The 14,270-nt window shown below is 70.5% G+C and carries 9 protein-coding genes and 1 pseudogene; 2 read left to right on the forward strand and 8 right to left on the reverse strand.

The features are described from left to right. Positions 1-547 precede the first annotated feature (547 nt). From OG257_RS37040 to OG257_RS37315, 5 genes are all read right to left on the reverse strand, one after another. Positions 548-1,888: a protein kinase domain-containing protein gene (locus OG257_RS37040; protein ID WP_329214821.1), complete on the reverse strand. Its 1,341-nt coding sequence runs from the start codon at positions 1,886-1,888 to the stop codon at positions 548-550. Next, entirely contained in the window at positions 1,888-4,242 is a 2,355-nt protein-coding gene (locus OG257_RS37045) for an ATP-dependent Clp protease ATP-binding subunit (RefSeq protein ID WP_329214823.1), read from the reverse strand. Before OG257_RS37045 ends, OG257_RS37040 begins: the two co-directional genes overlap by 1 nt. After that, positions 4,239-4,484, reverse strand: coding sequence for a hypothetical protein (locus OG257_RS37050; protein ID WP_329214826.1), 246 nt, complete (start codon positions 4,482-4,484; stop codon positions 4,239-4,241). Before OG257_RS37050 ends, OG257_RS37045 begins: the two co-directional genes overlap by 4 nt. Positions 4,485-4,564: 80 nt before the next feature. Next, on the reverse strand, positions 4,565-8,494 hold the full coding sequence (locus OG257_RS37055; RefSeq protein ID WP_443054599.1) for a protein kinase domain-containing protein: 3,930 nt from the start codon (positions 8,492-8,494) through the stop codon (positions 4,565-4,567). Next, positions 8,382-9,125, reverse strand: coding sequence for a transposase (locus OG257_RS37315; protein WP_443054540.1), 744 nt, complete (start codon positions 9,123-9,125; stop codon positions 8,382-8,384). The genes OG257_RS37055 and OG257_RS37315 overlap by 113 nt, the downstream gene beginning before the upstream one ends. A 230-nt stretch (positions 9,126-9,355) precedes the next feature. On the opposite strand from OG257_RS37315, the gene OG257_RS37065 reads away from it, so the two are divergent. Then, the gene (locus OG257_RS37065) at positions 9,356-10,675 is read left to right on the forward strand and encodes a S1 family peptidase (RefSeq protein ID WP_329214830.1); all 1,320 of its coding nucleotides are present in this window, start codon (positions 9,356-9,358) and stop codon (positions 10,673-10,675) included. 102 nt (positions 10,676-10,777) lie between these two features. Here OG257_RS37065 and OG257_RS37320 read toward each other — a convergent pair whose 3' ends face one another. From OG257_RS37320 to sigJ, 3 genes and pseudogenes are all read right to left on the reverse strand, one after another. Next, the gene (locus tag OG257_RS37320) at positions 10,778-10,897 is read right to left on the reverse strand and encodes a DUF5709 domain-containing protein (protein WP_443054541.1); all 120 of its coding nucleotides are present in this window, start codon (positions 10,895-10,897) and stop codon (positions 10,778-10,780) included. A 534-nt stretch (positions 10,898-11,431) separates the two neighbouring features. Continuing rightward, positions 11,432-11,686 (reverse strand): annotated as a pseudogene (locus tag OG257_RS37075) (hypothetical protein); the annotation flags it as partial. A 186-nt stretch (positions 11,687-11,872) separates the two neighbouring features. After that, complete coding sequence (gene sigJ, locus OG257_RS37080) at positions 11,873-12,829, reverse strand: RNA polymerase sigma factor SigJ (protein ID WP_329203825.1); 957 nt, start codon at positions 12,827-12,829, stop codon at positions 11,873-11,875. A gap of 150 nt (positions 12,830-12,979) precedes the next feature. On the opposite strand from sigJ, the gene OG257_RS37085 reads away from it, so the two are divergent. After that, positions 12,980-14,155 carry an LUD domain-containing protein gene (locus OG257_RS37085; protein WP_329203823.1) on the forward strand — a complete coding sequence of 392 codons (1,176 nt, stop codon included), beginning with the start codon at positions 12,980-12,982 and terminating at the stop codon, positions 14,153-14,155. Positions 14,156-14,270 lie beyond the last annotated feature (115 nt).

Consider the following 14,270-nt stretch of genomic DNA (forward strand, 5'->3'; position numbering starts at 1 on the left):
GGAGCTGCATCAGGACCTGGTCGACAAGGTCCTCGGTCGGCTTCCAAGGTCCAAGTGCACCGGTTGCCGGAACAGGCAGGGCGAGCGCTTGGACGTCGGTGAGCACGAGGTGGTGGGCGCCGGGGTGGGCCCACGGGTCGCACGGCAAAGCATCCTCGGGGTCCTGGTGGCTGACCTGTGCGGAGAGCGGACCCGCTGGCCCCCATGCCGCTCCGACGCCCAGGCCGCCCGCACCTGACCATCATCGAACACCACCACTGCGGCCGCACGGCCTCCAACGAAGGCATCATGGCGGTGTCCACGGCGGCCGACCATCCGCTGCGTGCGCGACAGGTGTGCGAGGCGATGGACGTGGCGGTCGCCCCCGACAACATCGACGACGTCCGCCTCAAGCGCCCCGGACCGCCGACCGCGGGATCCTGGCCGAGACCGAGCCAGGCTTCTTCACCTAGCCTCGGCCGTCGTCGACCGATGCCGCCGTGACCTGCCCGATTATCCCGCACGAAACGAAGAATCGGGCATCAGTTCTCATACCGCCCTCTGAGGATTAAAAGGCCTGCTCCAGCGCCACCCGGAAGTCCGCCGCACTCCGGAAACCTATCTCTGGGCGTTCACGCAGCGCCTGATCGATGACGTCGGCGAGGGGCGCCGGGATGCCGGGCTCGCGGCGGCGGATCGGGATGGCCGGCTCCTGCAGGACCACCTGCCAGGGGTCCTTCGCGGGCGGGAACTCGCGGGGTGTTTTTCCGGTTAGCGTCTGGTACAGGCAGGCGGCGAGAGCCCAGACGTCCACCGCGGGCGGCGCCTTGCGGAAGTTGATGACCTGCTGGCGTGGCATGAACATCGGCTTCCCCGCCGTGGCGCCGGTGCGAGTGAGGCCGCTGAGGCCGGCCTGGTCGAAGGCCTTGCCGATGCCGAAGTCCGCGATCTTCGCCGTCATGGTGCCGTCCAGGAGGATGTTGGACGGGGTGAGATCGCGGTGGATGACGCCCCGGTTATGGGCGTGCTCCAGTCCGCGCAGGGCCTGCAGGGCCAGGGGGACGGCCTCGTCGACGGGGAGGCGGCCGCCGCGTCCGGCCAGCAGGCGGTCGAGGCTGCCGCCGGTGCAGTACTCGGTGGTCAGATAGAAAGTGCCGTTGGCGAAGCCCGCGTCGTGCAACGCCACCACATGCGGATGCCGCAGCGCCCGTGTCAGCCCCACCTCGCGCAGGAAGCGGGCCCGGGCCGTGGCGTTCGCAGCGACCTTGGGCAGCATCACCTTGAGCGCCACCTCCGCTCCGGTGGACTCGTGTCGCGCCAGATAGACCGCGCCCATGCCGCCCCGGCCGAGCTCGCGCAGCACCGTGTAGCCGTGGATGGCCTTGAGGTCGACGTGCCCGCCCTTCGCCTGGTCCAGCAGCAGCTTCAGCACGGCGGCAGGCTCCGACTGGCAGACCGCGCACAGCACTTCGCCGTCGCGGCCGCCCACCTCGCGGCCGCATGTGGCGCAGGCGCCGAGGACGCGGGTGGACTGCTGACGCGTGACACCGACCCGCAGCACGGTCTCGCCGACGCGGATCTCGTCGCCGTCGGACAGATCGCGCTCGGGGTACGAATCGCCCGCGGCCTCGGCAGGAGTGAGGCCCTGGCGGCGCTGGCCGATCTTCTCGCCGTTGACATAGGTTCCGTTGAGGCTGCCGAAGTCGCGGATGCGGATATCGGGCGGGTTGATGTCGATGAGGCAGTGATGGCGGGAGACGGTGCGGTGGTGCTCGTCGTTCGGCAGCTGCGGGGAGCAGTCCGAGGAGCGACCGAGGACGCAGGTGGTGCGGTCGTCGTAGACGTACTCGGCCGGGTCCAGCCGCCCCTTGACGAGCGTGAGCTTGACGGTGGCGGGCGGCGGTGTCATCAGGAGTTCTCCGTTGTCAAGGACAGCGCCTCGCCCGCGGCGTCCGCCCGGACCATCGAGCCGTCGGGGATATCGCCGGTGAGGAGGGCGCGGGCCAGGGGCTGGACGAGCAGGCGGTCGACCGCCTGCTCGAGGAAGCGGGCGCCGGCGCGGCGGTCGGTGCCGTGGCGCAGGAGCAGCGCGCGGCCGGCGGGGGTGAGGGTCAGGGTGACGGCGCGGGCGGCAAGCCGGGCATGAACCCGGTCCAGGAGCTTGTCGAGGACGGGGTGCAGATCAGCCTCGGACAGTGGGGAGAAGACGACGATCCGGCCCATCCGGCCCAGGAGTTCGGGACGCAAGTACTGGCGCAGGGCGTCGAAGACCCGCTGGTGCGCAGGGTCGGTAGACCCGGGCCCGGCGGAGGACGAGCCCTCCCGCCCGGCGGGCACAGACCCGTCGCCCCGGGGTGCGACACCGGCCGGCGACGCCCCTGCGAATCCGAAGTCACCGGCCCGCCGCGAAACCGCCCCCGACCCCAGATTCGACGTAAGGATCACCACCGCCTCCGAGAATTGCACCCGCCGCCCCCGCGAATCCGTCAGCTGACCCTCGTCGCAGATCTGCAGCAGCACGTCGAGGACCTCCGGATGCGCCTTCTCGACCTCGTCGAAGAGCACCACACTCTGCGGATGATCTCGGAGCGGGCCGCTCAGCTGCCGCTCGCGGTCATGCCCTATGTAGCCCGGCGGAGCGCCTAGCAGGCGCGAGATCGCATGCCGCTCCTTGTACTCGGACAGGTCGATGCGCACCAGCCGCCGCTCGTCGGCGTAGAGGAACTCGGCCAGTGCCTTGGCCAGTTCCGTCTTCCCCGTGCCGGTCGGCCCCGCGAAGAGCAGCACCCCCACCGGCCGCCGCGGATCGCCCAGCCCCGACCGCCCGGTGCGCACCGCCTCGGCCACAGCCCGCACGGCCTCGTCCTGCCCGACCACGCAGCGACGCAGCTGCTCCTCCATGGCCAGCAGCCGCTCCGCCTCCCCCCGTGCCACCTGCTGCAACGGCAGCAGGGCCCGTTCGGCAACGACCGCCGCCACCTCGTCCCGGCCGATCCGCAGCGCCGGCTCCGGCGCGGCGTCCGGGCTCAGCGTTCGGATACGGGCCGCAGCGCACGCCTGGTCGAGGGCGTCGATGGCCTTGTCCGGCAGCCGCTGATCGGGCAGGTGCCGGATGGTCAGATCCACGGCCGCCGCCACCGCCCCCGGCTCGATGCGCACGCCGTGGTGCGCGATGAACGATTCCGCGACGCCGGTGAGAATCGCCACCGCCTCGTCCCGGTCCGGCTCGTCGACCCAGACGACCTCGAAACGCCGCTGCAGCGCCGGGTCGTCCTCGATATCGCGACGGTATTCGCCGGGCGTCGTGGCCCCGATGCACCGCAGCTCGCCCCGGGCCAGCGCGGGCTTGAGGATATTGGCGGCGTCGCTCACCCCGCGTCCGCCGACCCGCAGGACGGTGTGCAGTTCGTCGATGAAGAGGATCACTTCCGGCGCGGCCCGCGCCTCATCCAGCACCGCTTGCATCCGCTCTTCGAATTCCCCGCGGTATTTCGTGCCCGCCACCAGAGCCGACATCGACAGTTCAACGATCCGCGCCCCGGCCAGCTCGGCGGGCGCGCCGGGCGAGGCCAGCCGCTGGGCGAGGCCTTCGACGATGCCGGTCTTGCCGGTGCCGGCATGGCCGACGAGGACGGCGTTGGCCTTGCGCTGGCGGACAAGGATACGGGCGAGGGTGCGCAGTTCGGCGCCTCGGCCGATGAGCGCCGACAGTTTGCCCGCACGGGCCAGGGCACTCAAGTCCCGTCCGTATAGGTCGAGATGCGGAGTGTCGGGTGCCGCGGGGAAGAACACCGCGGGCGCGTCGCTGATCCCGTACGACTTCAGCACGTTGCGTCCCATGGGCGTGAGCTCGTCGAGTACGGACCGCAGCAGATGTACGGCGTCGGCCTTCTCCGGGCCGGCCAGCTCCGTGGCGCGGCGGAAGGCCCGGCGCGCGGCACGACTCAGCTGGCGTTCGCCCCCAACTGCGCCGCCCTCGACGGCGAGGGCCTCGCGCAGACTCCGGCGCAGACGGCGCGGGCTGATCCCGGCCCGGGCGAAGCACTCCGTGACGCGCTGGGCGTCGGCTTCTATCGGCCGTCGCAGAGCTGGCTCCTGCTGACGGCGCGCGAGGATCTCCGGCAAGTCAGGACGGCACAACGTGCCTATCCTCACCAGCAGATGATCGGGCTCCACTTCGGCCGCCCGGCCGGAACGCGCCTCGACAAGGGCCCGGGCCAGCACGAACAGCGCGCTGTCGGCGTAGCTGGCGTCCCCGCTCACGGCGCACCGCCATCGCTTGCGACCATCAGTTCCCAGTCCAGGTCCCGCATCAGCACGCTGCCGTCCGCGCCGCCCGACAGCAGGTAGCGGTCGTCCGGCGTCAGCGTCAGCACGTAGATGTCCTCCTTATGCCCTTCCCACGTCCGGACGTGCCGTCCAGCGGCGGTCTCCCAGACATGCACGCCCCCTTCGGTATCCCCGCAAACGCGAACAGCCCATCCGAGTTCAGCCGCGCCGTCCACACCGCGTCCTCGTCGTCCCGCTCCTTACCGAGCCCCCGGACGAACTCCCCGGTCACGCGTCCGTCACCCCGGCATCAGGCTTACATGAACGGGTCGAGATCGTCGTAGTCGAAGGCGTGATCGGTGTGCGGCCGGTAGTCGTTTCCACGTACGTGGCGGAGGAAGTCCTGGGGAATTTCCAGTTGGTGATTCTCGAAGTAGTGGATCGAGTCGGTTCGCCAGACCCACACTCCGTCCGTATGCAAGGACGGCCCGCCAGGGATGTACTCCTTCTGGTCGAGCAGGTCGAGGATGCCCGACATGTAGTCCATCGCCGCGAACTTTTCGGTCTTCATGTATGCGATGACCTGGGCCCGGTCCTTGAGCACGTGCCCCGTACGGGCTTCATGGATGGAGGGGAGGTGCTGCAGCCACCCTTCGTACATCTGCCGGTACAGCCCGACCGGCTTCAGCTTCGTGTTCGCCCGCTCCGGTTCAGGGTTCGCGGTGACGGTGCGCAGGGCCTCGCGTGCATCCCTTCGGGAGGGTGCCGCGGGGGCGGTCGCCAGGCGGTGGAGCTGGGCACGTACGCCGTCGGGCCGCAACCAGCCGTAGCCAGCGTCGCGCAGACGGCCGAGCAGGGTGTCCACATCGCGGTCGGTCAACGGTGTCGGGTGCCAGGCGAGGAAGGTCTCCACGTGCGACAACGCGGCGTCGTCCCAGTCAGCCGGTTCGCGTGCGGCCAGTTCCCAGTCGAGTTCCCAGAGCTGAACGGTGCCGTCCTGATCGCCGGAGAGGGCGAAACGGCCGTCGGGCGTCAAGGCGACGCTGGACACACTTGTCCGGTGACCTTCGAGGACGCGAATGCAGCGTCCACTCTCCACATCCCAGACGCGGACGAGGGAATCGCTGTGGCCGGACACCGCGAAACGGCCGTCCACGCTGAGCTGGACGGCGTTCGCCCGGCCCCCCTGCTCGTCGAATACCCGCACGCATCGTCCGCTCGCCGTGTCCCACAGCCGGATGGTCCGCTCGCTGGAGAGTACGGTTCGTTGATCAGCACTCAGGCACACTGATGTCAGCTGCTCGGCGTGCCCCCGCAAGGTCAGCAGGCCCTGTCCGCTGTCCAGGTCCCACAACTGTACGGAATTGGCGGCGTATCCGTGGTGGGCGACGAGGCGCTCGCCATCCGTGGCTCCGGCCGTGTCCGCCTGTCCGCGCTCGGCCACCAGCGTCATCGGCAGTCGGCCGCTCTCGAGGTCCCAGAAACGGATCATGTTCCCCGATGCGCCGACCAGGGCCGAGCGGCCGTCGGGGCTGAACCGCATCCACAAAACCCCGTGGCGGTGCCCGTCCAGGACACGCAGGCACTCGCCGTCATCGGCGCGCCACAGCCGTACGGTGCCGTCCTGGCATCCGGACAGCACATACCGCCCGTCGGCGCTCAGCCGGACCGACTGGACATTGTGGTGGGAGCGACCGCCGAGGACGCGGATGCACGCTCCGCTTTCGAGGTCCCACAGTCTTGCCGTCCCGTCGCTGCCGGCGGTCACGGCGATCCGGCCGTCCCCGGACACGTCGACCGAGTTGAGGTGGCGGTCATGGGCACGAAGCGTCCTGACCCGCCAAGCGGACCGCAGGGCTACGCGGACCGTTGAGCGACCCAGGGCCCGCCATGCGGACAGGAGTTCGGGATCTCTTTCGAATCCGGGGGTGTTCCTTGCCTGCGTGAGCAGATCGAGTGCGTGCACGTACCGGCTGGACGCGCGTGCCTGCTCCGCCTCCGATGCCAGATCCGCCACCTGGGCCCTCAGCCGGCTCACCTCGCCGTGCGCCCGCGGCCGGCTCGGCAGCAGCACGCTGGAGTGCCTTCCCGGCAGTTCCCAGGTGCGGTGGCTATCCCCTTCCACGGAGACCGCGTGCCGTCCGTCCGGGCTCAGCGTGACCGCGAGCGGCTCGCTCTCCAGACCCTCGAAGGTCCGCAGGCAGCGGCCGGTTTCCAGCTCCCAGAAGCGGATGCTCTTGTCCCGTCCGCCGCTGACCGCATGCCGGCCGTCGGTACTCAGCGACACCGCCGACGCTGTCGTGGAGTGTCCGCTGAGCGTGCGCACGCACGTGCCGCTGTCGATGTCCCAGACCTGGATCTTCCCGTCGGAACCGCTCGTGATGGCTGACGCGCCGTCCGGGCTGATGCCCATCGGCTCGGAGAATCCGGAGCCGCGCAGAACATGCCGGAGCCGTCCGGCGGACAGGTCCCACAGCCGCACCGTGGCACCCTCGGTTCCGCCCAGGCCCCCGGACGCCAGTGCCCAGCGCGCGTCATCGCTCACCACGAGCGTTCGCCCGTGCTCCTCCGGGCCTTCGAGAGCGGTTCGGCCTTGGCCGGAGTGGAATTCCCAGGAAAAGATCTTCCCGTAGGACGTTGCGCACAGTGCCAGACTGGCGTCGCCACTCAAGCGCACCTGGCGGATCGCGCCCAGGGTGGGCCGCCCCTCCAGGAAAGGGATGGTTGCGCGGCCCAGGCAGCGACCCTCGGCCAGGTCCCAGAACCCCACGACCTCGTCAGCGCCTCCGGAGAGGGCGAAACGCCCGTCCGCGCTCACGTCGACGTAGCGGATCTCGCGTTCGTGCCCTTCGATGGCCACCAGACACTTCCCGCTCCGGATGTCCCACAGCCGCAGCATGCCGTCACGGCCCCCGACGAACGCGAACCGCAGGTCGGGAGTGAGCCGTAGCGCGGTCCGATAGGCGGGCGGCTGAGCGACCCACGGCAGGTCGCGCCGGTCGACGCAGCCGGCCCCGGTGAGGTCTCCTGAACGCAGGGTGCGTACTGCATCCTGGACCTCGGGCTCTGCCGGCTGCTCGCGTACGAGCCGGTCGGCCAGCGCGCGCGCCTCGTCGAGGTCGGCGCGTTCCAGCTGCACCTGGACGAGGGCGTGTCGTGCCTGCCACGTGTCGCCGGTGTCGGCGCGGACCGCTTCGATGTCGGCCAGGAGTCCCACATCGCTGATCTCGCCGCGCCGCCACCGCCACATGCCGGCGTTGTAGGTGGCCCGCACGTGCCGCGGATCCGCCTTCAGCGCTGCCGTGAACGCCTCCTCCGCCTGGGCGGGTCTGCCCAGGTCGACCAGCGACAGCGCGCGGTTGTTCCATTCGTCCGCCCGCAGATCGGCCGCCGCCGGCTGGACGCGGGGGTACGAGCGTCCCGCAACGTCCCGATACATGCCCGCCAAGGAGCCGGCGACTTCGGCCATCGTCCGGGGTCGTCGGGCCGGGTCCGCCTCCAAGCACCGCTCGAGCAAGTCGGCCACAGCATCCGGGGCATGCGGCAGTCCGTCTTCTTCCGGCCCGCCGGCGCGATAGGCGGTGAGCACCTCACCGGCGACGGAGCCGATCATCCAGTTGACTCCGCCGGTGAACATCTCTAAGACCGACACCGCGAAGCTGTAGATGTCGCTGCGCCGTCCCAGAGCTTTCCCGGCCAGTTGCTCGGGCGAGGCATAAGCACGAGTCATCCCGCCGGTGGGCACCATCACGGTCCTGTCCGACGGCCTGTCGCCTTCGAGCCGTGTCCCCGCGGTCGCACGCGCCCGCGCCAGCCCGAAGTCGGTGACCTTGGCTGCGAGGTCCTGCGGGCCGTGACCATCGAGCAGGACGTTGTCCGGCTTCACATCCTGGTGGACCAGTCCCCGGTCATGGGCATGCGCCAGCCCCCAGGCGACCTGGATCGCCACGTCCATGATCCGGGCCAGCGCCTCCTGGCGCCCCCCTTGATAGAGCCGCCGGTCGTCGATCCACTCGCGCAGGCTCCCGCCGGGGACGTACTCGGCGAACACCCGGGGAATGCCGCCCATCGTGCGCACGTAGTAGCAACTGCAGACGTTCGGATGCAGCCCCAGGGACACCCACGTCTCCGCCTCATCGACGAACCGCTCGCGGTCGACCGCGCTCGTGAACAGCTCCGGGCGCGGGCACTTCACCGCCAGGTCGATCCCCCACGCGAGATGCCGGACCCGGTAGACCAACCCCATCCCGCCGCGCTCGTGCACCAGGGAGACCTTGTACCGTCCATCGATGACGTCGCCGACGCGCCACACCGCCGGCATCTCGAATGCCTCGTCCAAAGCCACCCCCGACACCACCCATGATCATCGACGATCGCCCACTATAGAGCAGGCCCATGAACTCCCCCGTGGCGGACGATGGCTCCCATCCAACCTGACGGGGCTGCTCCTTGAGGGCCGGATAGATGACATCGGCCCTGGACGCGCGGGCGACCACGGGACGGTGCGCCCCGTGCGACATGTCATGTGGCCGAGTCGGCTCCGAATGCCTTCGGGGCGCAGCCAGCCGTATCCGGCGTGCTGGAGGAGCTGGAGCAGCTCGTCCCAGGTAGGGGGCCGCGCCCTGGTCCCAGTCGGCCGGCTCGCGGGTACCGAGTTCCCAGTCCAGCTCCCATCGCCGGATGGTCCCCTCACCGGTGCCGGTGAGTACGAAGCGGCCGTCGCGGGACAGGGCGAGGGATTGCCCCCGGACCCGGAACCGTATGCCGTCGACCAGCTGCCGCTGGGGCCAGACGGGCGGCCGTCCCGCCTTCGTCCCCCTCGGCAACAACGGCTCCAGCACCGACCACTGTTCATCCGTGAGATCTCCCCGCGCCATGAACCACAATCATCCATCGCTCAAGATCCACTTTCGATACGCGGCCTAGTTGCGCGCTCCACCGGTGGCCGCCCGTAATCCCTTTGACGTGTTGTCAGGCGCGCTGTCAGCAAAATAATTTCGCACTCGCGATGAGAACAACACGCGCTTCGTGCGTATCCAAGGGCGGACGCGTCCCCCCGGGTGCAACACCAGCAACCGGCTCCGTACCCCCTACAGGAGGCGACGAGTTGAGTCACAGGCGAATAACCAAGCGGAAGGCCGTTCTGGCGGGAGCCGCAGCGGTCGGCATTGCCGCGGCCGCCATCCTGCTCCCCCAGGCGTACGCCGGGCAGGACGGCGCCCGGTCCGGCGCGATGGCGCCCCGGACCATGAGCGCGGCTTCCGCCTCGGAGCTCCTCCAGCAGCTCGTAAGGCAGCTCGGCGACTCCTACGGCGGTGCGTACTACGACGCCGGCAAGCAGCAGCTCGTCGTGAACGTCGTGGGCGACGACAACGACATCAACGTGCAGGTCAAGAAGGCCGGCGCGGTGCCGAGAAGCGTCCAGAACAGCGCCGTGAAGCTGACCGCGGCCAAGGACACGCTGTCCCGGAAGGCCACCGTCCCGGGTACCTCCTGGGCACTGGACCCGAGGACCAACCAGGTCCTCGTCACGGCCGACCGCACAGTGGCCGGTGAGCGCTGGGACAAGCTCGAATCGGCGGTGGCGGATCTCGGGCCCGGCGTGGCCCGGATCAAGAGGTCCACAGGCGAGTTCAGGACCTTCGCCGAAGGCGGCGACGCCATCTTCGGCGGTGGCGCACGCTGCTCACTCGGCTTCAACGTGACCACCCAGGACGGCAGTCCGGGCTTCCTGACCGCGGGCCACTGCGGCGTCGCGGCCGAGCAGTGGTCGGAGGAGGCCGGCGGCCAGCCGATCGGCACGGTCCAGGAAGCGGTGTTCCCCGGCGAGGGCGACTTCGCACTCGTGACGTACGACGACCCCGGGACCGAAGCCCCGAGCGCGGTGGACACCGGCGACGGACAGACGGTCGCGATCACCCAGGCGGCCGACGCGGCGGTGGGCCAGGACGTCATCCGGATGGGCAGCACGACCGGCCTGAACGACGGCCAGGTCACTGGCCTCGACGCCACGGTGAATTACCCCGAAGGCACGGTGTCCGGTCTGATCCAGACCAACGTGTGTGCCGAACCGGGCGACAGCGGTGGAGCACTCTTCACTGCGGACGGCACTGCGGTCGGCCTCACGTCGGGCGGCAGCGGTGACTGCACTGGGGGCGGCGAGACGTTCTTCCAGCCGGTCACCACCGCTCTCGAAGCCGTCGGTGCCCAGATCGGCGACGGCAACGGTGCCGGCGACGGCGCGGACAACGGCGGCGCCGGTGACGACAGCGGCGCGGGCGGAGCGGAGGACGGCGGCGCGGGTGCCGACGGCGGCGCGGACGACAATGGCGGCGGCGACGCCGGTGCTGACGGCCGCGATGAGGTCGGCGGCAACGACACAGGTGGTGACGCGACCGGCGACGGCGACAGCGCCCAGGTGAACTGAGGCAGCGCCCCGGCGGGCGACCGGGCGGTGGACGAGCCCCGAGCACCGGCGGATGCTCTCGGGGCTCGTCGGTGTCACGGTCACGCGCACAGCCCCACCCCGTCAGCCGACGGCGCCCGGGGCTTCGCCCTCCTCCGCCTCCGGGAGGTCGTCGTCCACCACATGCACGGCGGCTTCCTCCGCACTCGCGGCGCCCGAGTCGATGCCCTGATCGTCCGCCACGAGCCTCGGTGGTATCGGGACGGGCGCCCTCGTAGGGCGCCGTCAGGCGGCCCGCGCACACACCGCCGGTCTCCGCGTCCCTGGCCTCGCCCTCGCCTCCGGGCACCAGCCGCGCGAGGGAGGCACCGCGGACAATCGCGGCGCCGGGCCAGTGCTCGGGCGGCGGGTTCAGGACCCCGTTGTTGCCGTCGGGGTCGACCGACAGGCGGCAGAAACCGGGCAGGGCGCCGGCCGGGTAGAGGGTGAGGGCGTCGAAGGGTTCCTGGCCGCCGACGGTGACGTGAGTGTGTACCACGGTCGGCTCGCGGGTGAGGGCGGGGGCGAGCTGGTCGACGGGCAGCGGGGTGCCGTCCTCCCAGGGGTTGGTGGACGCCGGTGCCAGGGACGGTGCGCCGGTTCGCGTTCCAGGCGCCGTCGCCCTGCATGGGAACGAAGCCGCAGACGATGAGTGGCTCGTCGCTGTGCTGGACCCCGTCGCGCTTGGTGAAGTCGATGGCCCAGTGGTACCCCTGCAGACTGAGCGGCGCGACGAGATTCGGCGAGGCGGGCAACGCCGAGGACCGATCCCGTGTGCAGGCCGCGTCCGCGGATCGCGCGGGCTACCAGGGTGTCCCGGAGCGCGGGGGAGTCGATGCGCTGGCTGCTGTGCAGGAGTAGCCAGCCGCGCCATGACCAGTGGCGGGGGCGGTTCTCGACTGTCTTGTCGCCGGTGAGGTTGCAGGTCGTCCACGGCTGTCGGACGGTGATGCCGCGGATCCAGTCGGGGGCGGCCGGGTTGTGGTCGCTCATGCGGTCCGCTCCATGGTGTGGGTGCCGGGGCGGCCGGCGCGGCGGCCGTTGACGGATGCCACGGTGAGGTCGGCCGGGGTGGCGAGGACTGCGTGGCCGGTGTGCTTGCCTCGGTACAGGGACCGCTTCCGCTTTGCCGGGGTCGGAGCGGCTCAGCTGCTTTGCCGGGGTCGGGGTTGGAGTGGCTTAGTTGTTCTGCCAGGGGTGGAGCTTTTCGGGGTTGCGTACCGCCCAGATGTGCCTGATCCGGTCGCCTGTGATCTCGAACGCGAACACGGTCACGATGCTGCCGTCCTGCCGGGCCATCAAGCCGGGCAGGCCGTTGACCGAGCATTCCAGGAATGTTGTGCGGTCGCCCGTTACACGCGCGATCTCGGCGTAGGCACGTGCGATCTGCTCACCGCCCACGATCGGGTGGAGATGGGTGACGGCCAGCCCGCCGCCGTCGGCGGTCGCGGTGGCGTCGGGATCGAGCAGGCCGATCAGGGCGTCGATGTCCTTGGCCTCCCACGCCGTTTTGAACTGCCTGACGATGCCGGCCCGCCCGGCACCCGGGCCGTTCGGGTTCTGTGGGCTCTGTGGGCTTTGCGCGGTACGGATGCGGCGGCGGGCGGACGAGGCCAGCTGGCGGCACGCCGCCGGAGTGCGGCCGACGATCTCGGCGACCTCGCCGAAGGGGTAGCGGAAGACGTCGTGCAGGACGAACGCGACGCGCTCGGCGGGGGTCATCGAATCCAGGACGACCAGGAACGCCATCGTCACCGACTCGTCGAGGGTGACCCGGTCGGCCGGGTCGATCGAGCTGGCCCCCGGGCGCCCGGTGACCGACCCGGTGGGCCCGGGCAGCGGTTCCGGGATCCACTCGCCCACGTAGTTCTCCCGCCTGGCCCGTGCCGAGCCGAGCAGGTTCAGACAGATCCGGCCGGTGACCGTCATCATCCAGGCGCCGGGCGACTCGATGGCCCGCTGCTCGGGTACGGACATGGCGTACCAGCGGGCGTAGGTCTCCTGCACGACGTCCTCGGCGTCGGCAAGGGACCCCCGGAGCCGGTAGGCGAGGTTGATCAGCCGGCGCCGCTCGCTCATGATCGCGCTGAGGTTCGGATCGCTCCGGTCGTCGCCCAACCCGGCTCTGGTGGTCATGCTCGGCCCTCTTCCTCGCTCGGTTCTGTGCCTCTACCCGGTACGACAGGACAGCCCTGCGCAATGTGAGGCCGACGCGCCGCCTCACATTCCCGACGGCTGTCGTGTCGTACCGGTGAGGACGACAACGAGAGGGAGAGGGAGAGGCCGATGAACGCCTTCCAGACCATCGCGGACCGTGTCGAGATCGAGGCACTGCGCGGCGAGTTCACCGACGCGGCGATGATGCGCGACCGGACCCGCCTGGCGTCGCTGTTCACACCGGACGGTGCCCTGCGCATGCCCAACATCCCCATCGAGCTGGTCGGCCGCGAGGAGATCCGCACCGGGGGCGAGCGGCTGCAGGACCAGTGGGACTTCTTCGTGCAGACCACACACCCCGGCACGGTCCTGCTCGACGGCGACACCGCGACCGGCCGCGCCTACATCCAGGAACTCGCGCGCACCCTCGACGGACGCCAGGGCCTGAACTACGCCGTCTACCACGACCGCTACCAACGCACCCTCGAGGGCTGGAAGTTCACCGAGCGCGTGTACGAAGTCAGGTACCTCGACACCTCCCCGCTGGCAGGCACGGCGCCCCACACCACCCAGGACCCCACGACCACCCCGGCAGACACCACGACACCCCCGGCAGACACGACAGCCACCCCGACCACCCCGGCTCCGACCACCCCGGCTCCGACCACCCTGGCCCCGGCCACCCTGGCCCCGGCCGCATCCTTCACCGCCCCGGCACCTGCCGAACAACTCAACCGGGCAGCCGCCGCGCTGCGCACAGGCGGCTTCACCGTCGAGATCCTCGACGACGCCGCATCCGCGCGCATCCGCATCAAGGCCCTGGTCCCCGAGGGCGCCAGCGTGCTCACCGGAGCCAGCGAAACCCTCCGGCTGTCGGGCATCGACGAAGACATCAACGCCGGCGGCCACTACGACGCCATCAGGCCACGCATCCTCACCATCGACCGGGCCACCGGCGCCGACGAGATCCGAAAGCTGGCCGCCGTCCCCGACTTCGTCATCAACAGCGTCGCCGCGGTCACCGAGACCGGCTCACTCGTCCTCGCCTCGGGCAGCGGCAGCCAACTCCCCGCCAACGCGGGCGGCGCCGCCCACGCGGTCTGGATCATCGGCGCGCAGAAAGTGGTACCCGACCTCAGTACCGCGCTGCGCCGCGTCCAAGAGCACGCACTGCCGCTGGAGAACGCCCGCGCCCAGGCGGCGTACGGGATGCCCAGCGCCGTCAACCGCCTGCTCATCCTCAACGCGGAACCCCGCCCGGGACGCGGCACCGTGCTGCTCCTGCGAGAAGCCATCGGCTACTGACACCGGCTACAGCCCCCGCTCCGGGGCCGGTTCGGCTCAACGGGCCAAGAGGCCAGTCATGGACGCCGGCGATCCGGCCGGTGGCTTCGCAGGGGACTGGTGCGCTGGTCGTACC

The organism is Streptomyces sp. NBC_00683 (genome assembly GCF_036226745.1).
GTDB lineage: Bacteria > Actinomycetota > Actinomycetes > Streptomycetales > Streptomycetaceae > Streptomyces.